This window comes from Eoetvoesiella caeni (assembly GCF_003315175.1).
Taxonomy (GTDB): Bacteria; Pseudomonadota; Gammaproteobacteria; order Burkholderiales; family Burkholderiaceae_B; genus Eoetvoesia; species Eoetvoesia caeni.
Genome location: NZ_QNRQ01000012.1, coordinates 35,177 through 55,635, shown reverse-complemented (window position 1 = coordinate 55,635; position 20,459 = coordinate 35,177). Strand labels below are relative to the sequence as shown.

The window sequence follows — 20,459 nt, the reverse complement described above, 5'->3', positions numbered from 1 at the left end:
CGCGGCGCGGCCCTTGCGGCAAAGAAAAGTTATCCCGGATAAGGAGTACCCATGGATCTGGCCATGTTGGTGGGCGTGCAAATCCTGTATGCCGTCGCGAGCCTTTTTTTGATCAGTGCCGGCCTGGCCATCATCTTCGGAATGATGGGGGTCATCAACTTCGCCCATGGCGAATTCCTGATGCTGGGAGGTTTTGCCTTTATTTTCTCGGTGCGCCTGGGCGTGAACTTCTGGGTGGCGATGTTTGTGGTTGCGCCGCTGGCCGTCGCCCTGATCGGTATCGTGATAGAGCGTCTTATTATCCGCCATTTGTATGGACGCATCGTTGAAACCATATTGGCGACCTGGGGGCTTAGCTTGTTGCTTATCGGCCTGGCGTCGTCGGTGTTTGGCTATTATCAGATGGGGGTCAGCGCACCCCTGGGCAGCGTCCAGATCGGGGCTTACCAGGAAGGCGGCTATACATTCTTTGTGATTGCGGCGGCGGTAGCCGTTGCGGTCGGCATGTATGTGCTGTTGCGTCATACGCCGTTCGGGCTGATCGCGCGGGGCACCATGCAAAGCGCGGATATGGCTTCGGCGCTGGGAGTCAATGTCAAGCGCGTGTATTCGGTTACGTTCGGCATAGGCGCGGCGCTTTCAGGCTTGGCCGGCGCTATTTTTGCACCGCTTACCGGCGTCTTGCCGATCAGCGGCCTAACCTATATAGCCAAGGCGTTCATTACTGTCATTCTGGGCGGCGCCTTGCCTTTGACAGGTGCGCTGACTTCGTCGGGCTTGCTGGGTACGGTAAGCCAGGTCACGACAGTCCTCAGTACTTCAGTGCTGGGCGAGGTCATGTTGCTGGTGACCGCCATTGTGTTGTTGCGGGTATTGCCTTCAGGCATTACCGGAAAATTTTTCAAGCGGGGTATCTGATGCGCGAGGCATTGAGTCCGGGGTTTTGGTGTGCCGCTGTGGGGGCGCTGGTGCTGGTCTTTGGCATACCCCTGTTTTCAGAAACCTATACTCTGTATACCCTTACGGTTTTTGCCATTATGGCCATACTGGCCTTGAGCCTTGGGCTCGTGTGGGGAATAGGCGGCATACTTGCCTTGGGGCAATCGGCGTTTTTCGGCATAGGTGCTTATGCTTACGCATTGGTTGCGGTCAACCTGGGCGACAGCACCTGGGCATTGGCCGTGTCAATTGCAGTTCCTGTAGTGGTGGCGGCGCTGCTTGGTTACTTCACATTCTTTGGACGCATCAGCGATGTGTACTTCGCCGTAATTTCGCTGACCATCCCGCTTATATTGCTTAGCCTGATCAACAGCGCTTCGGGCCCGGCCTATCAGTTCGGCAAAGTGCACTTGGGGGGCTACAACGGAATTCCGGGGGTGCCTCCCTTGAACAGTCCTTTCGATCCGGCACAGGTGCTTGGCTTCGACGGCATGTATTATGCGGTCGCCTTGATATTGCTTGCCATTTATTTGGGGCTGCGGCTTTTGGTGCAAAGCCGGTTTGGGCGTGTCGTGGCGGCAGTGCGCGAAAACGAATTGCGGGCCGAATTGTTGGGCTACGACGCACGCTACTACAAGCTGGGGTTGTTCTGCATCGGTGCCGCCATCGCGGGGTTGGCCGGCGCCTTGTATGCGGCCTGGGGAGCGTCAGTCGGCCCGACCGCTTTTTCGCTATCTTTTTCGGCGCAAATCGTTATTTGGGTGCTGTTTGGCGGGATGGGCACATTGCTTGGCCCGATCGTAGGTTGTTTTATTGTCCAGGCTTTGTCGACCTGGCTTGGCAGCGCCAGCGCCGTCAGTCCGGAAATTGCGCTGGGCTTGTTGTTTATCGTTGCCGTCCTTCTTGTGCCCAGCGGCATTGTGCCGTCGATCCAGAACTTCGTGCGGCGCAAGGGCAAAACATTGCGCCTGGCCGGCAAGGAGGCAAAGTGATACTGCAAACCCACGATCTATGGCGTACGTTTGGCGGTGTTGCTGCCGTGGCCGGAGTCAATTTCAACCTGGAAGAGGGCGAGCTGCGTTGCCTGATCGGCGCCAACGGCGCAGGCAAAAGCACCTTCTTCAAAATGCTGACAGGGCAGATCAAGCCGACCTCCGGCCGTATTACGCTGTTCGGCGAAGACGCCACTAATTTGCCTTCGTATGCCATTGCGCGCAAGGGTGTGGGCGTAAAGACCCAGGTTCCCAATTTGTTCAATGGCTTGAGCGTGCGCGAAAACTTGTTTCTGGCTGCTCAACGGGTGTTCGACAAGCAAGCGGCTGCGAATGCCGCGGACGCCATGCTGGAAACTATACGGATGAAAGAGCAGGCGTACACATTGGCCGGAGAACTGGCTCATGGGCATCGCCAATGGGTTGAATTGGGAATGATACTCGTTAACGAACCCAAATTGGTCCTGCTTGACGAACCCGCCGCCGGCATGACAGCCGGCGAGGTGGAGCGCACTATTGCGCTGCTTAACGAGTTGCGTGGACAGCGCACCTTCATTATCGTCGAGCACGATATGCATTTCATTCGGCGCATCGCCGAAAAAGTCACTGTGTTCCATCGTGGGCGGGTGCTGGTCGAAGACACCATGGAAGCCGTCGTGCGCAATACCGAAGTACGCGATGCGTATCTTGGACAGCACGGTAAGGAGGCAAGATGAGCAGCAACGAGTTCCTGATGCAAGTATCGGGCCTGTGCGCCGGATACGGTTCCATACCCATCCTGCGCCAAGTCGGCTTTGCGATGAAGGCAGGTGAAATCGTGGGGGTCCTGGGGCACAACGGCATGGGCAAGACTACGCTGATGAAAGCGCTGGTCGGTCTTATTCCTGCAACGGCAGGGCAGTTGATGCTGGGCGGCCGAGACATGATCAAAGCGGCTCCGCACTTAAGGGCGCATCAGGGTATAGGCTATGTGTCCCAAGGGCGCGATATATTCGGCTCTTTGACCGTGCGGGAGAACCTGGCCATCGGCGCCGCGGCCGCGGGACTTAACCGCGAGCGCGCCATCGAGCGCGCCGTCAACGATTTTCCCGTGCTGGAACGCCTTCTGGACCGCAGGGGCGGAGCGCTAAGCGGCGGTGAGCAACAAATCCTGGCGCTGGCGCGGGCTTTGTGCGGCGAACCCAGGATTCTGTTGCTTGACGAACCCACCGAAGGCATACAGCCTTCCATCGTAGAAGAAATCGAAGACCATCTGCTGCGGCTGGCGCGCGAGACGGCCTTGTCCGTGCTGGTGGTCGAGCAGGACATTGGCTTTATCGGCGCCGTGGCAAGTCGCGTCTTGTTGTTGCAAAAAGGCGAGATCATCAAAGAGATGCTGCCCGAGCAATTACGCGACCCCGACGCTGTCGACGAGTTCGCCGGCCTTGAAGGGCTACCTGTTTGAACCGGTGGCATTGCCGCCGGCTTATCTAAAATAAAGGAGACTGAAATAATGGAAGGGGATTTGTGGAGTATGACCGCGCAGCAAATGCGCCAGTTGGTCAAGAATCGAGAAGTCAGCCGGGTCGAGCTGGTGCGGGCGCATCTGGATCGTATCGAGAAAACCAATTCCAAGATAAATGCGGTGGTCGAACTGCGCGCCGAGCAGGCCTTGGCCGAGGCCAGCGCCGCCGACGAGAACCACAGCAGTCGATCCGGACTTGCGCTAGACGGTATTCCGCTAAGCATCAAGGATCACTACGATGTAGCTGGCATGAAACATACTGAAGGCCTGCCGGCGCTGGCCGAAGTCCGCTCGCCCGCCGACGAAGTCGTTATCCAGCGCCTCAAGGCGGCCGGAGCCATTATCATCGGCAAAACCAATCAACCCGACCTGCAGATTCGCTGGAACACGGTCAGCCATCTGTATGGTACGACCAAGAATCCGCGCGACCTGACGAAAACGGCAGGTGGCTCTTCCGGGGGCGATGCCGCGGCTGTTGCCGCGGGCATGGCACCTATCGGGCTGGGCCTGGATTACGGCGGCTCCATACGGGTGCCGGCCACTTTTTGCGGTATCTACGGTCTGCGCCCCTCGGCGGGGCGTACTCCCAAAGTCGCTACGCTGCCGCCGTTCGACAGCCCTCCAACCGTGGATATGATGTCGTGCATCGGACCTTTGGCACGTTGTGTCGAAGACCTTTGGCTGGCCTACGAAACGGTGGCCGGGGCGCATCCCGGCGATCCGGCAAGCATACCTATACCTGTGACGCGTCCCGTTGCGGGTGCGGCGCGCCCGCGTATTGCCCGCATGGTCGACCAGACGGGTGCCAAGGTGCAGCCGGAGGTTCTGGCACAACTTGACGAGACCGCGCGCATATTGCGCGAGGCCGGCTATGAAGTCGTGGATGCCGCCATTCCGAATGCCCGCCGCGCTCCAGAGGTTTGGGCCGAATTGATAGGCACCGAACTCATGGAAGCGGGCATGCCGGTGTTTGGCGACAAGCTTGGCGAAAGCAACCGGCAGCACATCGAGGCGTTGTTCGGCGTTTATAACCTTGGATCGGAATCGCGCAAATACATTCAGGCGTTCGAAGAGCGCCGCAAGATAATGCGTGAAGCGGCGCTGTGGATGGAGGAGTACCCGCTGGTGTTGTGCCCTGTTGCCGGCATGCCCACCCCCGACCTGGATTTCGACCACTTTCTCGATCGCGAGCAAACCCTGAATTTATTCGACCATATGCGCAATATTCCGTGGGTGAACTTATTGGGCATTCCCAGTGTTGCATTGCCTAACGGCATCCAGATCGTGGGGCGCCGTTTTCAGGAAGCGCAGGCCCTTGAGGCGGCCGCGCAGGTGGAGCGCGTGATCGGCACTGCCTCCGTGGCCCGGCTATAAGCCCCAGCCACGCATTGCGTTAGTGAGCGCCCTTTCTGGTAATGGAGACAACGCCAGCGCCTTCTCGAAGAAGGGGGCTGCCGGCGGTCCGCCGTTCATTCACTACGACGAGCGCCTTCCGGGCAGCGATTTTCGCTTTCTGCACGTCGAAAAAATTTCAACCCGGATCAGAAAATACAACTGGGAGCTTTTCCCGCACCGGCATCGCGATCTGTTCCAGATGGTCTTGCTGGAGGCTGGGCGCGGGCATTTCAGCTACGACTTGTCGGAGGATGTCCTTGAGGCACCGGTGCTTGTCCTGGTGCCGCCGTTGATCGTGCACAGTTTTCGCTACGAGCCGCAGTTGGCCGGCCAGATCCTTACCATATCCGACAGCTATATCGATGAACTGGCCCGCTTCTCGGGCGAACCGCAATTGCCTCAGATGCTGATGAGTCCCTTGGTACATGGCCTGCGGGGCGAGCCCGCGCAATTGGCCCATGTCGTGGCCGCACTGGCGGCCATTTCCGATAACCTGACGTCGACGCGGCGAGGCCGGGGCGCAAATCTTTCGGCCAATGTGCTGGGCATACTGGGCCTGCTGTCCCAGTATGTGCGGGAAGAGCCTTTGCCTGGCTCCGAAACCCAGCGCAGGCGGCAGCTGTATGCCGATTTTCGCGACTTGATCGAGCAGCATTTTCGCGAGCAACTACCCATAGCAAGCTATGCGGCGATGATGTCCGTTACCGAAAGAACCTTGCACCGCGTGTGCCGCGATGTCGCCGGCGAGTCGCCTTTGAAAATCGCGCATCGCCGGATAGGGCTGGAGGCGCAGCGGCTTTTGCTGTATTCCAGCCTTACGGTCGGCGAGGTTGCCTACCATCTTGGGTTTCGGGACCCTTCCAACTTTAGCCGGTTTTTCGTTGAAAATATCGGCGAGCCGCCTCAGGTGTTCCGCCGTACCCGGCTTGGGTGATGAGTTCCGCAGTGTTTCCCCGGTCGGCGGTGTCCGCTGGTACAGAGTTGCCGCCAGATAGGCCGGCCCCAGCGACGCAAGTCGCCTCCCAAACGCCGCGCCTTCGTAATCATTGATAAAATCGGCTTTGAGCAGTCGCTACATATAAAGAATACGAGGCAAAGCATGACGAACGAAGCATCGGATAAAGTACTGGCCGATCTCTATACACAGCCGGGGCATTTACTGCGCCGTGCGCAGCAAATTTCCGCGTCCATATTCCACGACGAACTGGGGCAGTTCGTAACTCCCATTCAATACGCCATTTTGCGCATACTTGTGGAGCATCCCGGCATTGACCAGGTTTCGTTGGCAGGATTGGTGGCCATGGACACTTCGACGGCGGCCAGCGTGGCTATCCGGCTCGAAGAGAAAAAGCTGTTGGTGCGCCACACCGACCCCGCCAACCGCCGCCAGCGCGAACTTTACCTCACCGATGCGGGCAGGGCCCTGCTGGCCCATGCTTCCGACGGCATCGCCCGTCTGCATGACCGCTTGTTCGAAGGGTTCAGCGCCGAAGAAGAAGAAACCTTCATGGTATTGCTGCAGAAGCTGGTGCATATCAATAATTTTCAAAGCCGGGCACCGTTGGCGGGGAAAAAAAGCAGTACTGGCGTCGATTCTGTATTAGGGTAAACACTTATATCAGTGGGCTAGCGCAAGAGTGAAAATAAGATAAGATTCAGTGCACTGAATGTGGTCGGTTGAAACTGGCCGCATATCAATGCGATGCGTCCCACGACAATTTGGCCTGGAATATGATTACAGTACGAATAGACGCTGTGCTTCCAGTCCCACTACTTTTGCGAGGCAACTATGTTTCCTAAAAATACCTGGTACGTCGCCTGTACCCCCGACGAGATCGATGGCAAGCCATTGGGCCGGAAAATTTGCGGCGAAAAAGTTGCAATTTTCCGCGGCGGTCCGGAAGGTAAGGTTGCCGCTGTTGAAGATTTTTGTCCGCACCGCGGCGCGGCCTTGTCGCTAGGCTATGTCGAGCATGGCAACCTGGTTTGCGGCTACCATGGCTTGGCCATGGGCTGCGACGGCAAGCCGGCGTCCATGCCCATGCAGCGCGTGGGCGGCTTCCCATGCAACAAAACCTACCCGGTGGTCGAGCGCTACGGCTTCATCTGGATCTGGCCCGGCGACGCCGCATTGGCAGACGATAGCCTCATTCCGCACCTGGAATGGGCAGTGAGCCCCGAATGGGCCTACGGCGGCGGCCTCTATCACATCAATTGCGACTACCGTCTCATGATCGACAATCTCATGGACCTGACGCACGAAACGTATGTCCATCATGGCAGCATCGGCCAGGACGAGATCGACGAATCCCCCGTCAACACGAAGGTGGACGGCGACCACGTATACACCAGCCGCTATATGGACAACATCATCGCGCCGCCATTCTGGGCTGCCGCGCTGCGGGCCAATGGCCTGGACGATACCGTGCATGTCGACCGCTGGCAGGTTTCGCGTTTTTCGCCTCCCAGCCATGTCCTGATCGACGTCGGCGTTGCGCATGCAGGCCATGGCGGCATCGACGCTCCTAAAGAGCATAAGGCAGCGGCCATTGTGGTCGATTTCATGACCCCTGAAACAGAGACATCGCATTGGTATTTCTGGGGCATGGCGCGCAACTTCAAACCCGAGGACAAAGAGCTTACAAAGTCCATCCGCGAGGGCCAGGGCCATATCTTCAGCCAGGACCTGGAGGTCCTTGAAGCGCAGCAGCGCAATGTTCTGGATTACCCCGACAGGCGTTTGTTGATGTTGAATATCGACGCAGGTGGCGTACAATCACGTCGTGTTCTAGATCGCATGATCAAGGAAGAACAGAACAATCCCGCCACTGAGCCCGCCTAAGGTCCGTCAGCACATTAGCTTTGCGTGCCAGTATTTCCATACCCGCAGCAATGCGGGTACATTCGCTTATATACTGTAAACTCGATGAGACAACTTTCCGTTAAAGTAGTTAACAAGGTCCAGGAAGCCGAAGAGATCGTCAGCCTTGAGCTGGCCAGCGCCGATGGCCAAGCATTACCCGCATTCAGCGCCGGTTCCCATATTGATGTCCAGGTTCGGCCCGACGGCTTGATCCGCCAATACTCGCTCCTGAACGACCCCTCCGAGCAAGACCGCTACATGATAGGCGTTTTGCGCGACCCAGCTTCGCGCGGCGGTTCGGTGGCCGTGCATGACAACATCAACGTCGGCGACGTTCTTAACATCAGCGAACCGCGCAATCATTTTGGCTTGGTTCCGGCCAAGCGCACCGTGCTGCTGGCTGGCGGTATTGGCGTTACGCCCATCCTGTGCATGGCTCGTCGGCTAAGCAAGGTCGGCAGCGGCTTCGAAATGCACTATTGCACCCGTTCGCTCGAGCGCACGGCTTTTCACGCCGCCATTACCAAGTCGCCATTTGCCGACAAAGTGCACTTCCATTTTGACAATGGCGCCGACGACCAGAAGCTGAACCTCGACAGCATCATCCCCACACCCGATGCCGATACGCATATCTATGTTTGCGGGCCCACGGGCTTTATCGACTATGTGCTGGGCACGGCTAAAAAACTGGGCTGGCCCGACGCACAGGTTCATCGCGAATATTTCGGCGCCGTCGAGCAAGACACCAGCGGCGACTTCGCTTTCGAAGTAAAAATCGCCAGTACAGGCCAAGTATTTGCGGTGCCGGCCGATACGCCAATTACCAAAGTACTGGACGACAACGGCGTCTTCGTGCCGGTTTCATGCGAAGAGGGCGTTTGCGGTACTTGCCTGACGCGCGTGCTCGAAGGCACACCCGACCACCGGGATCTGTATCTTACCGACTCAGAACATGCGGCCAACGATCAATTCACACCATGTTGTTCGCGTTCCAAGACACCCATGCTGGTGCTTGATATCTAAGCGCTGTCGGTCTTTCCCCGACCCTTAAATCCGTATATTGCTATCAACCAGGTCCTCCCGGAGGGAGGGCCGCTACATTTTTTTTATAAGCTAGAGAGAAACAGATGACACATGTAAACGCGCAACGTCGCCATTTGGTTTTAGGTGGCGCCGCCGCAGCTACAGCCAGTCTTGTGCCCATGACCAGCTTTGCCGCCGACCCGGTAAAGGTAGGCTTGATTGTGCCCATGTCGGGGCCCTTCGCTTCCACAGGCCGGCAAATCGAAGCCGCTGTTAAGTTGTACCAAAAGAAACACGGCGATAGCGTCGCTGGACGCAAAGTCGAAATCATCCTGAAGGACGATGGCGGTGTAGCCCCTGACATGACCAAGCGGCTCGCCCAAGAGTTGGTCACGCGCGAAGGCGTGCAGGTTTTGGCGGGCTTTGGCCTGACACCGCTGGCGTTTGCCGCGTCGCCGGTTGCAACGCAATCCAAGACCCCCATGATCGTCATGGCGGCAGCCACCTCGGTCATCGTCAAGCGTTCGCCTTTCATTGTGCGTACTGGCTTTACATTGCCCCAGGTAACGGCACCCATGGCCGATTGGGCCGCCAAGAACAATATCAAGTCGGTGATAACATTCGTTGCCGATTACGGCCCCGGCATCGACGCCGAGAAAGTATTCGTCAAGCGCTTTATGGCGGCCGGTGGAAACATCGTCGAAAGTATCCGTACTCCTTTGCTCAACCCCGACTATGCTCCGTTCCTGAAGCGTGTCAAAGATTCCAAGCCTGAAGCCTTGTTCGTTTTTGTACCTTCGGGCGAAGGCGCGGCGCTCATCAAGCAATTTCACGAGCGCGGCCTCGATGCTGACGGCATCCGCCTGATTTGCACTGGCGACGTGCTGGACGATGACCTCATGGTCAGTATCGGCCAGGTATCCAAGGGCGTGGTCAGCAGCCATCATTATTCGGCTGCACATCCCTCGCCCGAGAACAAAGAGTATGTCGAAAGCTTTGCCCGCGACAATGGCGGGCGCCGTCCCAATTTCCATTCGGTGGGCGGTTATGATGGCATGCACCTGATTTACGAAGCACTCAAGAAGACTGGCGGCGACAGCAACGGCGAAAAGCTGCTTGCGGCCATGAAGGGTCTTTCCTGGACTAGTGTGCGTGGGCCGATTACCATTGATGCCGACACACGCGACATTATCCAGGACGTTTATATTCGCAAGTCCGAGGAAGCCAATGGGCAGATGTGGAACGTAGAGTTCGACAAGATCACCCAATTCAAGGACCCCGGCGTATAAGCTGTATTGCTGCAACGGATGCCTATTGAACGGCATCTAATTTGTAGGCGACGCATCCGAACTTGGCCTTGTTTTGGCAGGGTTCGGATGTGTTCCTTTACCTGCAGTGGTTTGCATTTTTCATTATTTAAATACATTCGGACATCCGTCAAGGAGTGAATTAACCATGCTAGAACACGCAGCCGACGACATACGACTGTCGTCCAGCACGTCGCTAAGGTGGCCGCCATGCTAGGAAATTTTGTTGGGGTATTGTTCGACGGCATTGCCTATGGCAGCTTGCTGTTCCTGATAAGCGTCGGTTTGTCCGTCACGATGGGCCTGATGAATTTCGTCAATCTGGCTCACGGCGCTTTTGCCATGGTGGGCGGGTACGTGTGCGTCGAGCTCATGAACCGCCTGGGCGTTCCGTTCCTGCTGACGCTGCCGATCGCCTTTCTGGTCAGCGCGCTGGTGGGCTTCATTCTGGAGCGCACCTTGTATCAACGCCTGTACCAGGCCGATGCGCTGGACCAGGTGCTGTTCTCCATTGGCCTGACCTTTATGGTGGTGGCGGCGGCAACCTATGTGTGGGGCCCTTCCCAGCAGCCGGTGCATTTGCCCGAATGGCTGAAAGGGCAGGTCTCTCTTTTCGGCCTTGCCGTTGGCGTCTACCGCTTGTTTCTTATTGGCATCGTCATTGTCATTACCTTGGCCCTGGGGTTGCTTATCGAGCGCACCCGATTTGGCGCACAAATTCGTGCCTCGGTCGATAACCAGCAAGCTTCGGCCGGCATGGGCATCAATGTGGGCCGGGTGTTCAGCCTGACATTCGCCTTAGGCTCGGGCCTGGGCGGCTTGGGCGGCGGGCTGGGAATCGATGTGTTGGGCCTGGACCCAACCTTCCCGCTTAAATACATGGTGTATTTCCTTATCGTCGTAGCCGTGGGCGGCGCCGGAACTATCCGTGGTCCCTTGTTTGCCGCTTTGCTGCTGGGCGTGTTCGACGTTGCCGGCAAATACTACGTGCCGGTAGTCGGGGCCTTCGTCATCTACGGGTTGATGGTGTTGCTGTTAATCCTGTTCCCATCCGGACTGATCTCGAGGCGCTCATGAAGAATCTATCCTTGTCTTCCCTATCCGTGGCCAAGCTGTTGCCGCCGCCGCGCGTGCCCAACGACCGCTGGCACAAAATAGAAATCATTTTCTGGCTGTTGCCGTTTGTGGTGTTTTTCCTGTTCCAGGGCTATCTGGTACTGGCCGCGCAAATCATGATTCTCGGTTTGTTCGCCTTATCGCTCGATTTGCTGCTGGGCTATGCCGGCGTCGTGTCGCTGGGCCATGCCGCATTCTTCGGGCTGGGCGCCTACACGGCCGGGCTGCTGTCGGTGCATGGCTGGGGCGAGCCCATCAGCGGTCTTGTGCTGGGCGCTATCGTGGCGGCTTTTTTCGGGTTCTTAAGCAGCTTCCTCGTTGTGCGCGGACACGATCTCACCAGGCTGATGGTTACGCTTGGCATATGCCTGATGCTGTACGAGGTCGCCAACAAAGCCGCATTCATCACCGGCGGCGTCGACGGCTTGTGGGGCATCAGTATGTGGAAGCTCTTCGGCATATTCGAGTTCGACCTGGCTGGCAAAACGGCGTTCTTCTATAGCTTTGCCGTACTGTTCCTCATGTTCCTGCTTATCCGCCGGATCGCCAGTTCAACCTTCGGCCTAAGCCTGATCGGCATCCGCGAAGGCGGCAAACGCATGCCGGCCATTGGTACGGACGTAACGCGGCGCTTGATTGTCGTGTATACGTTCAGCGCCGCGGTTGCGGGCATTGCGGGGGCTCTGTTGGCCCAAACCACACAGTTCGTCGGCTTGGATTCGCTGGGCTTCGACCGCTCGGCCGATCTGCTGATCGTGCTGGTGCTGGGCGGCACAGGCCGCTTGTACGGAGCATTGATAGGCGCCGTCGTTTTCATGATCGCCAAAGACCAGATCGCCAACATCAACCCGGTTTACTGGCAGTTCTGGATCGGCCTGTTGTTGATCGTCATCGTGATGGCAGGACGAGGAGGTATTTTGGGCTTCATCGAAAAATTCCGTGAAAATAGGCGTGTACGCGCTTCGGTAAAGGAGGGGCGCGCATGAATACGACCCTACGCACAGAAGGCCTGACCAAGATTTGGGGAGCCTTCAAAGCTAATAGCGATGTCTCGCTTACTTTTGCTCCGGGGGCGCGCCATGCGCTGATCGGGCCAAACGGAGCCGGCAAAACCACCTTCATCAATCTGCTGACCGGCGCCCTGCCGGCAACAGCGGGCAAGGTGTTTTTCGGCGACCGCGAAATCACCGGCCTGCCCCAGCACCAGCGGGTCAAGCTTGGCATGACCCGAACCTTCCAGATCAATACGCTTTTTGCGGGTCTGACGGTGCTCGAGTCGATTATCCTGGCGATCAGCGAACGCGAAGGCTTGCAAACGGCATGGTACAAAACCGTAGAGCAACAAACCGCAGCTATCGAAGAGGCTGGGCAGTTGCTGACGACGCTTAAGCTAAGCGCCGACGCCAATACGGTCACGCGCAATTTGCCGTACGGCAAACAGCGCCTGGTCGAAATTGCGCTGGCCCTGGCCACCAAGCCCAAGGTGCTGCTGCTGGACGAGCCGGCTGCGGGCATTCCGTCGGCCGAAAGCGCCGAGCTGTTCGAGGTTATTGCGCAATTGCCGCGCGAGGTCACCATCGTTTTCATCGAACACGATATGGGCCTGGTCTTCCGTTTTGCCGAACGCATCACCGTCATGGTGGGCGGCAAGGTATTCACCGAAGGCACACCTGCCGAGATCGCCGCCGACAAGCGGGTCAAGGAAGTATATTTGGGCGAGGCCGAGCATGAAGAGTAATGGAGCAAACGAGTTGCTGGCGCTCGAACGAGTCAGTGCGGGGTATGGCGAGTCCGTCGTGCTGGAAAATGTTTCGCTGACACTGAACGAAGGCGACAGCTTGGCGCTGCTTGGGCGCAATGGGGTGGGCAAGTCCACGCTGTTGTTGACCATGATGGGTTTGACCCGCCAGCATCAAGGTTCCGTGCGGTGGCGCGGCAAGGACATTACGCGGGTCGCGACCTATCGGCGCGCGCATGCCGGTTTGGGCTGGGTTCCCCAAGAGCGTCTCATGTATCCGTCGCTGTCGGTCGAAGAACACTTGACTGTGGTGGCGCGTCCCGGCGAATGGGACCTGAAAAAGATATACGAGGTATTTCCGCGGCTGCAAGAGCGGCGCAACAACATGGGCAATCAGCTGTCGGGCGGCGAACAGCAAATGCTGGCCATCGCGCGAGCCCTGATGATCAACCCGCGGCTGTTGCTGCTGGACGAGCCCATGGAAGGTCTTGCGCCCATCATCGTGCAAGAGCTCTTGGGCGTTATCAAGCGCCTGGTTACCGACAGCGGCATGACGGTAATCGTGGTCGAGCAGCATGCCCGCATGGCCTTGGGCCTGACCAAGAGGGCTATTGTCCTGGACCGGGGGCAAATCGTGCATGACTCCGACAGCCAGGCTTTGCTGGACGACGGCGAGAAACTCGATCGTCTGGTGGCTGTGGCTTAAGCAACGGTATGCCGCGCTATAGGCGCGGCAAAAGCCGGCGCTGATGAAAATCGCGCCGATTCTGCTTCCCTGGAAGTGAGAGTCGGCGCTTTTTTTATATTGTCGCAGTGGGCCCGAGCGGCGGTATTCGGGCCGATTTTCCTTGCCCAACCTGTCGTCGGCGCCAATATCGCAGCGGTAAGCCTTCTCTTATTATTGAGTCATTAATGTGCGGGACTGCGTCCGGCACACCGACATAAATAATGGAGTTTGCCTTTCATGGCCGCTGAATTCGCAGTTGTTACCCAAGTTACCGGCCAGGCATGGATCCGGGCCGAAGACGGTTCGCTTGTCGCGGTGAGCAAAGGCCAGCAGATTCCACTCGATACGGTCATTATTACGGGGGATGGCGGCAGTGTACAGTTGGCGATCGACGGCATGCTGCCCATTGTCGTAGGGGCCAACCGGGAATTCGTTTTTAGCGCCGACGTGGTACAAGCCGATGTCGATTCCGACGAGGCCGCGCTGGCAGACGACCCGGCCGTCGATACCTTGGCAAGCCTGCTGGATGCCGGGCGGGACCCCTTCGACCTTCTGGAGTCCACCGCGGCAGTGCGCGATTCGGATCGGGCGTTTTATATACATAGGTCTAATCTTGGGGAAGCGGGTAGCGTCGAGCACGCAAGCGGCCTGGTTCGCTTGCTGGCTTTGACCAATACCACGTTGCCTCTTAACGAGCAGACCACGGGGTCTACACCGCCCCTGGTTGGAACCCTGGCCGACCTGTTTACCAGGGGCTTGCAGGGTCAGTCCGATTCCGGCGTTGCCGATCTAGGTTCATTTGGCAACAGGGCAAGTCCGTTGTTCAACAATAGCCGATCTTTTGGCGACAGTAACCCGCTGCCTGGCGGTAATTCAAGCTTGACACCGGCACAGCCCGCATCCGCCCAAATTTCCATCAATACCATAGCTGGCGACGGCATTATCAACGCCATAGAGGCTCGCGGCAACATCCTGATTTCCGGGGGCGTTGGCGGCGATGTCAAGGCGGGCGATGTCGTCAGGGTAACTGTGGGCGGAACCGATTACATTACCCAGGTTCAAGGGAGTGGCGTATGGTCGGTCAATGTTCCGGGTTCACTGCTGGCCGGCCATGCCAGCGTGTCAGCGCAAGTCGTTACGGGCAACGGGCCCAATTCAAGCGCGGTGGGAACCGCGCAGCAAGCCTATGCCGTCGACCTTGAAGCAAGCGCCACAATTACGCTCAACAGTATCGCGGGCAACAACATTCTTGACGCGGCCGAATCCCGTGGTTCGGTTGTCGTGTCCGGTTCGGTGGGTGGCGACGCCAAGGTGGGCGATGCCGTTACAGTAATAGTAGGGAACCAGACATTTACAACGACTGTTCACACCAACGAAGGCGGGGCGCTAGTTTGGTCGGTCAACGTGTCCGGTTCGTTGCTGGCCGCGAATACTTCTGTCAGTGTTTCGGTGCTGGCGTCTGATGCGGCAGGCAATACAACAACGGCCTCGTTCACCCAACCCTATCTTCTTGACCTGGCGCCTGCGGCGCAGGGTGGCGAAGTTCAAGGGGTTGAGGACACGCCGCTGGTGCTGGGTTGGGATAGCTTCCATGTGGCTGGCTCTTCCGCTGAGCTTGGTGTCCTGATCACCGGTTTGCCGGGCGCTGGCGTACTGGAGTACTCCAGCAACCCGGGGGTCGCCGATGCGGTCTGGGTGCGGGTCGATCTGACCGAGGGCGGTTTTAGCGTGTCGCGCGCCGAGCTTGAGGCGGGGCAGTTGCGCTTTGTACCGGGTTTGAATGAGTCGGGCTGGAATGGACTGGATGGCAGCGGTGTGGGCAACGGCCAAACCGATTACGCGCAGATCAGCTTCAAGCCTTTCGATGGCGATTACGTCGGCGAGACGGCGGTCTTGAAGGTCGATATCGTGGCGGTGGTGGACGCGCCGGTCGTTACGTTGTCGCTGGGCGACGTGACTCCAGGTGGCGGTGGCGAAGCCGGCGCGGGCACGCAATTTACGTTCGCCGGCATTACGCTGACGGTCTTGAACGATGGTTCGGTCAGCGCCTCGGGCTTGCCGGGCCAGGTGTTTGCGCCGCCCTTTGGGAAGGAAACCAGCGGCAACGTCAACTACGGCGACCAATCTCCCGCAACTGACATCATTGCGGTGATCGGCAATTTTGATAAGGTGGTGCTGGGCCGGGACGGGCGCCCCTGGGACAATTTGCAAAGCATCAGCGGGCAGGGCGACTACGTTTTCTTCAACAAATCGTCAGGCGAGTACAGCGTTAACTGGATGACGGTGAACGTCAACAATGGCATTCCAAGCATCTCGGCCTCGATCAAGGACAATGCCAGCGGCTTGAGCATCACCCTGAACAATATTCGCGGCATCCTGTTTGGAGACGGCGATAGCGTGGGCGGCAAAGACTCGGCGCCGATCGCCGGGCTGGAGACGCAGGCAGTGGGCGGTTATGTGGATGTCGAGGTCAATGTCACGGCCATGCTGACCGACCGCGATGGCAGTGAATCGTTGTCGGGCATCACCTTAAGCGGTATTCCCGCGGGGGTGACGCTGGTTGGCGCAACCTTGTTGTCCAATGGCAATTGGTTCGTCTCGAACGCGTCGGGCGTGCTGACGCTGGACGGGCATTTGGTGATGCGGGTTCCGAACGGCACCGAACCGTTCAGTATTACCGCCAGCGCGGCCTCCACCGAGCAAGGGCTGGCGGGGTCCGACTCCACTTCCAGCGCCAGCCTGAATATTGGCGCAGACACCCTGGACGTGGTGGCCGAAGCCACGATTACGATCGACCCGATTACCAACGATAACGTGCTGAATGCGGCCGAATCTTTAGGTAACATAACCATCAGCGGCACCGTAGGTGGCGATGCCAAGGCTGGCGATACCGTCACCATCATCATTGGGGACCAAACCTATACAGCAATCGTCCAGCCCCCAGTTGCAGCGGGCCTTCCCCCAACTTGGTCGGTCAGCGTTGCGGGCTCGCTGTTGGCCGCTGGCACATCGGTCAGCGCCTCGGTATTGGCCTCCGATGACGTCGGCAACACAGTAACGCCATCGGCTACACAGGTGTATACGGTAGATACCGTAGCCCCTGAACTTACAGCGTCGGTGGACTCGATCACAAGCGACAACGTCATCAATGCAGCCGAGACGGGCGCGCTGACGATTGCCGTGACCGGTACGCTTGGTACTGAAGCAGCTACCTCCACGACAGTAACCATTACGGTCAATGGTCAGGACTACACCGCTACAGTAGACGCTGCGAACGGCACCTGGACGGCAGACGTTGCAACGGCTGATCTGGTTGCAGGCAAATCTGTCGCCGTAAGCGCGACCTCGACCGACGCGGCAGGGAATAGCACCACGACGACGGTCACTCACGGCTATGGCGTGGATACGGTAGCTCCAGAGTTGACGGTATCTGTGAATTCGATCACGGGCGATAACGTGATCAACTTAAGCGAGTCTAGCGTACCAACAACGGCGGTGACCGGTACGATTGCGACGGAGGTCGGTGCTGCCACGACGGTGACGATCACAGTCAATGGTCAGGATTATGTTGCTACGGTAGATGTTGAGAACGGCACCTGGGCGGCAGACGTTGCAACGGCTGATCTGGTTACAGGCAAATCTGTCGCCGTAAGCGCGACTTCGACCGATGCGGCGGGTAATAGCACGACCGCGACAGCTACGCATGGCTATGGCGTGGATACGGTTGCGCCCGAAGTGTCGATCACGGTTGACGGTATTACTGATGGCAACGTCGTCAATGCGGCTGAAGCCGGTACGTCGATTGATGTTACGGGTAAAGTTGCCGGTGAATTTAACGAGGGCGACACGGTCACGCTGATAGTGAATGGTGCTGAGCATACTGGCACTGTGAATGCCGATGGCACGTGGAGCATCGAAGTTGCCGGATCCGACCTGGCTGCCGCTGGTTCGTTGACGGTGTCGGTGACGACAGCCGATACGGCGGGCAACGGTACGACGGCAATAGCCACACATAACTACAGTGTGGACACGGTTTCTCCGGAGCTGACGGTATCGGTGGATTCGATCACGGGCGATAACGTGATCAATTTGAACGAGTCTGGCGCACCAACGACAGCCGTGACCGGCACGATTGCGACGGAGGCCGGTGCGGCTACGACGGTGACGATTACCGTCAACGGCCAGGATTACGTTGCTACGGTAGATGTTGAGAATGGCACTTGGACGGCAGACGTTGCAACGGCTGATCTGGTTACAGGCAAATCTGTCGCCGTAAGCGCGACATCGACCGATGCGGCAGGTAACAGTACGACTACAACGGCTACGCATGGCTATGGCGTAGACACAGTGGCGCCTGATCTGACAGTATCTGTCAACGACATTGCCTCCGATAACGTGATTAACTTGGCCGAGTCTGGCGCATCAACGATAGCCGTGACCGGCACGATTGCGACAGAGGCCGGTGCGGCTACGACGGTGACGATTACCGTCAATGGTCAGGATTACGTTGCTACGGTAGATGTTGAGAATGGTAGCTGGACGGCCAACGTTGCAACGGCCGATCTGGTTGCGGGCACATCTGTCGCCGTAAGCGCGACATCGACGGATGTGGCAGGGAACAGCGCGACAACGACGGCTACGCATGGCTACAGTGTGGACACGGTAGCTCCTGAATTGACGGTAGCCGTGGATACGATCACCAGCGATAACGTGATCAACGCAGACGAATCGGGTGCGGAGACGATAGCGGTGACCGGTACGATTGGCACTGAAGTCGGTGCGGCCACGAGCGTAACCGTTACGGTCAATGGTCAGAACTACACCGCTACAGTAGACGCAGCGAACGGCACCTGGACGGCAGACGTTGCAACGAGCGATTTGGTTGCAGGCACATCTGTCGCCGTAAGCGCGACATTGACCGATGCTGCTGGAAACAGCACGACTACGACGGCTACGCATGGCTACAGTGTGGACACGGCAGCTCCGGAGCTGACGGTATCAGTGGATTCGATCACCAACGATAACGTGATTAACTTGGCCGAGTCTGGCGCACCAACGATAGCCGTGATCGGCACGATTGCGACAGAGGCCGGTGCGGCCACGACGGTGACGATTACCGTCAACGGCCAGGATTACGTTGCTACGGTAGATGTTGAGAATGGTAGCTGGACGGCCAACGTTGCAACGGGCGATCTGGTTGCTGATACGACTATAGCGATTAGTGCTACTTCGACGGATGCAGGCGGCAATAGCACGACTGCCACAAGTGCACACAATTATTCGGTGGATATTGAGGCGCCTGAGCTGACGGTATCTGTGGGCTCGATCACGAGCGATAACGTGATCAATGCGGCGGAAGCGGGTACATCGATCGCTGTCACGGGTCAAGTTACCGGTGAATTTAACGAAGGCGATACGGTTACGTTGATCGTGAATGGTGTTGACCACACCGGCACGGTGGATATTGATGGTGTTTGGAGCATAGCGGTTGCCGGGTCCGATCTGGCTGCGGCTGGTTCGTTGAGTGTCTCAGTGACAACGACAGATGTGGCTGGCAATAGCACGACGACGACAGCCACGCATGGCTACAGTGTGGACATGATTGCGCCTGAGCTGACGGTATCCGTGGATTCGATCACCAGCGATAACGTGATCAACGCAGACGAATCGGGTGCGGAAACGATAGCGGTGACCGGTACGATTGCGACGGAGGCCGGTACGTCTACGAACGTAACCATTACGGTCAATGGTCAGAACTACACTGCCACGGTAGATACTGCGAACGGCACCTGGACGGTGGATGTTGCAACGAGCGATTTGGTTGCTGATACGACTGTCACGGTCACCACGACCTCGACCGATGTGGCAGGTAACAGTACGACAACGACGGCTACGCATGACTACAGTGTGGATATGGTAGCTCCTGAGTTGACGGTGTCTGTGAATTCGATCACGGGCGATAACGTGATCAACTTAAGTGAGTCTGGCGCATCAACGATAGCGGTGACAGGTACGATTGCGACGGAGGTCGGTGCGGCTACGACGGTAACCATTACGGTCAACGGTCAGAACTATACCGCTACAGTAGATACTGCGAACGGCACGTGGACGGCAGACGTTGTAACGGCCGATCTGGTTGCAGGCACATCTGTCGCCGTAAGCGCGACCTCGACCGATGCCGCTGGAAACAGCACGACTACGACTGCTACGCATGGCTACAGTGTGGACACGGCAGCTCCGGAGCTGACGGTATCGGTGGATTCGATCACGGGCGATAACGTGATCAACTTAAGTGAGTCTGGCGCATCAACAACAGCGGTGACCGGTGCGATTGCGACGGAGGTCGGTGCGGCTACGGCGGTGACGATTACCGTCAATGGTCAGAACTACACTGCCACGGTAGATACTGCGAACGGCACCTGGACGGCCAACGTTGCAACAAGCGATTTGCTCGCTGATACGACTGTGGGGGTTAGCGCCACTTCGACAGATGCAGCTGGCAATAGCACGACTGCCACAAGTACACACAATTACTCGGTGGATATTGAGGCGCCTGAGCTGACGGTCTCTGTGGACTCGATCACGGGCGATAACGTGATTAACGCGGCTGAAGCGGGTCTATCGATCAATGTCACCGGTAAAGTTGCGGGAGAATTTAACGAGGGCGACACGGTCAAGTTGATCGTGAATGGTGTTGACCACACTGGCACGGTGGATATTGATGGTGTTTGGAGCATAGCGGTTGCCGGGTCCGATCTGGCTGCGGCTGGTTCGTTGAGTGTCTCAGTGACAACGACAGATGTGGCTGGCAATAGCACGACGACGACAGCCACGCATGGCTACAGTGTGGACACG

General features: G+C 57.8%; 15 protein-coding genes. All 15 read left to right on the top strand.

Translation table 11 applies throughout. From position 1 onward, the window contains the following. Positions 1-51: 51 nt before the first annotated feature. Positions 52-918: a branched-chain amino acid ABC transporter permease gene (locus tag DFR37_RS17795; RefSeq protein ID WP_113934534.1), complete on the top strand. Its 867-nt coding sequence runs from the start codon at positions 52-54 to the stop codon at positions 916-918. Next, positions 918-1,931: a branched-chain amino acid ABC transporter permease gene (locus DFR37_RS17790; RefSeq protein ID WP_113934533.1), complete on the top strand. Its 1,014-nt coding sequence runs from the start codon at positions 918-920 to the stop codon at positions 1,929-1,931. The genes DFR37_RS17795 and DFR37_RS17790 overlap by 1 nt, the downstream gene beginning before the upstream one ends. After that, a complete protein-coding gene (locus tag DFR37_RS17785; RefSeq protein WP_113934532.1) occupies positions 1,928-2,647 on the top strand; it encodes an ATP-binding cassette domain-containing protein in 720 nt (239 codons plus the stop codon). The genes DFR37_RS17790 and DFR37_RS17785 overlap by 4 nt, the downstream gene beginning before the upstream one ends. Then, complete coding sequence (locus DFR37_RS17780) at positions 2,644-3,375, top strand: ABC transporter ATP-binding protein (RefSeq protein ID WP_180148064.1); 732 nt, start codon at positions 2,644-2,646, stop codon at positions 3,373-3,375. Before DFR37_RS17785 ends, DFR37_RS17780 begins: the two co-directional genes overlap by 4 nt. 48 nt (positions 3,376-3,423) lie before the next feature. Then, positions 3,424-4,809, top strand: a complete 1,386-nt coding sequence (locus DFR37_RS17775) for an amidase (protein ID WP_113934531.1) — start codon at positions 3,424-3,426, stop codon at positions 4,807-4,809. Between the two features lie 22 nt (positions 4,810-4,831). Beyond that, positions 4,832-5,764: an AraC family transcriptional regulator gene (locus tag DFR37_RS17770; RefSeq protein WP_113934530.1), complete on the top strand. Its 933-nt coding sequence runs from the start codon at positions 4,832-4,834 to the stop codon at positions 5,762-5,764. A 165-nt stretch (positions 5,765-5,929) separates the two neighbouring features. Continuing rightward, complete coding sequence (locus DFR37_RS17765; RefSeq protein WP_113934529.1) at positions 5,930-6,439, top strand: MarR family winged helix-turn-helix transcriptional regulator; 510 nt, start codon at positions 5,930-5,932, stop codon at positions 6,437-6,439. A 180-nt stretch (positions 6,440-6,619) separates the two neighbouring features. Then, positions 6,620-7,672 carry an aromatic ring-hydroxylating dioxygenase subunit alpha gene (locus DFR37_RS17760; RefSeq protein ID WP_113934528.1) on the top strand — a complete coding sequence of 351 codons (1,053 nt, stop codon included), beginning with the start codon at positions 6,620-6,622 and terminating at the stop codon, positions 7,670-7,672. A gap of 84 nt (positions 7,673-7,756) precedes the next feature. Then, positions 7,757-8,716 (top strand): PDR/VanB family oxidoreductase, encoded by a 960-nt coding sequence (locus DFR37_RS17755; protein WP_113934527.1) that lies wholly within the window; start codon positions 7,757-7,759, stop codon positions 8,714-8,716. Between the two features lie 104 nt (positions 8,717-8,820). Then, a complete protein-coding gene (locus tag DFR37_RS17750) occupies positions 8,821-10,005 on the top strand; it encodes an ABC transporter substrate-binding protein (RefSeq protein WP_113934526.1) in 1,185 nt (394 codons plus the stop codon). Positions 10,006-10,233: 228 nt separating this feature from the next. Further along, positions 10,234-11,100 carry a branched-chain amino acid ABC transporter permease gene (locus DFR37_RS17745; RefSeq protein WP_113934525.1) on the top strand — a complete coding sequence of 289 codons (867 nt, stop codon included), beginning with the start codon at positions 10,234-10,236 and terminating at the stop codon, positions 11,098-11,100. Further along, positions 11,097-12,125, top strand: coding sequence for a branched-chain amino acid ABC transporter permease (locus DFR37_RS17740; RefSeq protein WP_113934524.1), 1,029 nt, complete (start codon positions 11,097-11,099; stop codon positions 12,123-12,125). The genes DFR37_RS17745 and DFR37_RS17740 overlap by 4 nt, the downstream gene beginning before the upstream one ends. Beyond that, positions 12,122-12,877 (top strand): ABC transporter ATP-binding protein, encoded by a 756-nt coding sequence (locus DFR37_RS17735; protein WP_113934523.1) that lies wholly within the window; start codon positions 12,122-12,124, stop codon positions 12,875-12,877. Before DFR37_RS17740 ends, DFR37_RS17735 begins: the two co-directional genes overlap by 4 nt. Next, the gene (locus DFR37_RS17730) at positions 12,867-13,583 is read left to right on the top strand and encodes an ABC transporter ATP-binding protein (protein ID WP_113934522.1); all 717 of its coding nucleotides are present in this window, start codon (positions 12,867-12,869) and stop codon (positions 13,581-13,583) included. Before DFR37_RS17735 ends, DFR37_RS17730 begins: the two co-directional genes overlap by 11 nt. 258 nt (positions 13,584-13,841) lie before the next feature. Beyond that, positions 13,842-20,459 (top strand): beta strand repeat-containing protein (locus tag DFR37_RS23060; protein ID WP_113934521.1); only part of this gene is annotated, 6,618 nt, incomplete at its 3' end.

Excerpts from the sequence above, each read along its gene's own strand:
- DFR37_RS17745 (WP_113934525.1), top strand. The coding sequence starts at position 10,234 with ATGCTAGGAAATTTTGTTGGGGTATTGTTCGACGGCATTGCCTATGGC.
- DFR37_RS17760 (WP_113934528.1), top strand. The coding sequence starts at position 6,620 with ATGTTTCCTAAAAATACCTGGTACGTCGCCTGTACCCCCGACGAGATC.
- DFR37_RS17755 (WP_113934527.1), top strand. The coding sequence starts at position 7,757 with ATGAGACAACTTTCCGTTAAAGTAGTTAACAAGGTCCAGGAAGCCGAA.
- DFR37_RS17735 (WP_113934523.1), top strand. The coding sequence starts at position 12,122 with ATGAATACGACCCTACGCACAGAAGGCCTGACCAAGATTTGGGGAGCC.
- DFR37_RS17795 (WP_113934534.1), top strand. The coding sequence starts at position 52 with ATGGATCTGGCCATGTTGGTGGGCGTGCAAATCCTGTATGCCGTCGCG.
- DFR37_RS17775 (WP_113934531.1), top strand. The coding sequence starts at position 3,424 with ATGGAAGGGGATTTGTGGAGTATGACCGCGCAGCAAATGCGCCAGTTG.
- DFR37_RS17780 (WP_180148064.1), top strand. The coding sequence starts at position 2,644 with ATGAGCAGCAACGAGTTCCTGATGCAAGTATCGGGCCTGTGCGCCGGA.
- DFR37_RS17740 (WP_113934524.1), top strand. The coding sequence starts at position 11,097 with ATGAAGAATCTATCCTTGTCTTCCCTATCCGTGGCCAAGCTGTTGCCG.
- DFR37_RS17765 (WP_113934529.1), top strand. The coding sequence starts at position 5,930 with ATGACGAACGAAGCATCGGATAAAGTACTGGCCGATCTCTATACACAG.
- DFR37_RS17730 (WP_113934522.1), top strand. The coding sequence starts at position 12,867 with ATGAAGAGTAATGGAGCAAACGAGTTGCTGGCGCTCGAACGAGTCAGT.
- DFR37_RS17790 (WP_113934533.1), top strand. The coding sequence starts at position 918 with ATGCGCGAGGCATTGAGTCCGGGGTTTTGGTGTGCCGCTGTGGGGGCG.
- DFR37_RS17750 (WP_113934526.1), top strand. The coding sequence starts at position 8,821 with ATGACACATGTAAACGCGCAACGTCGCCATTTGGTTTTAGGTGGCGCC.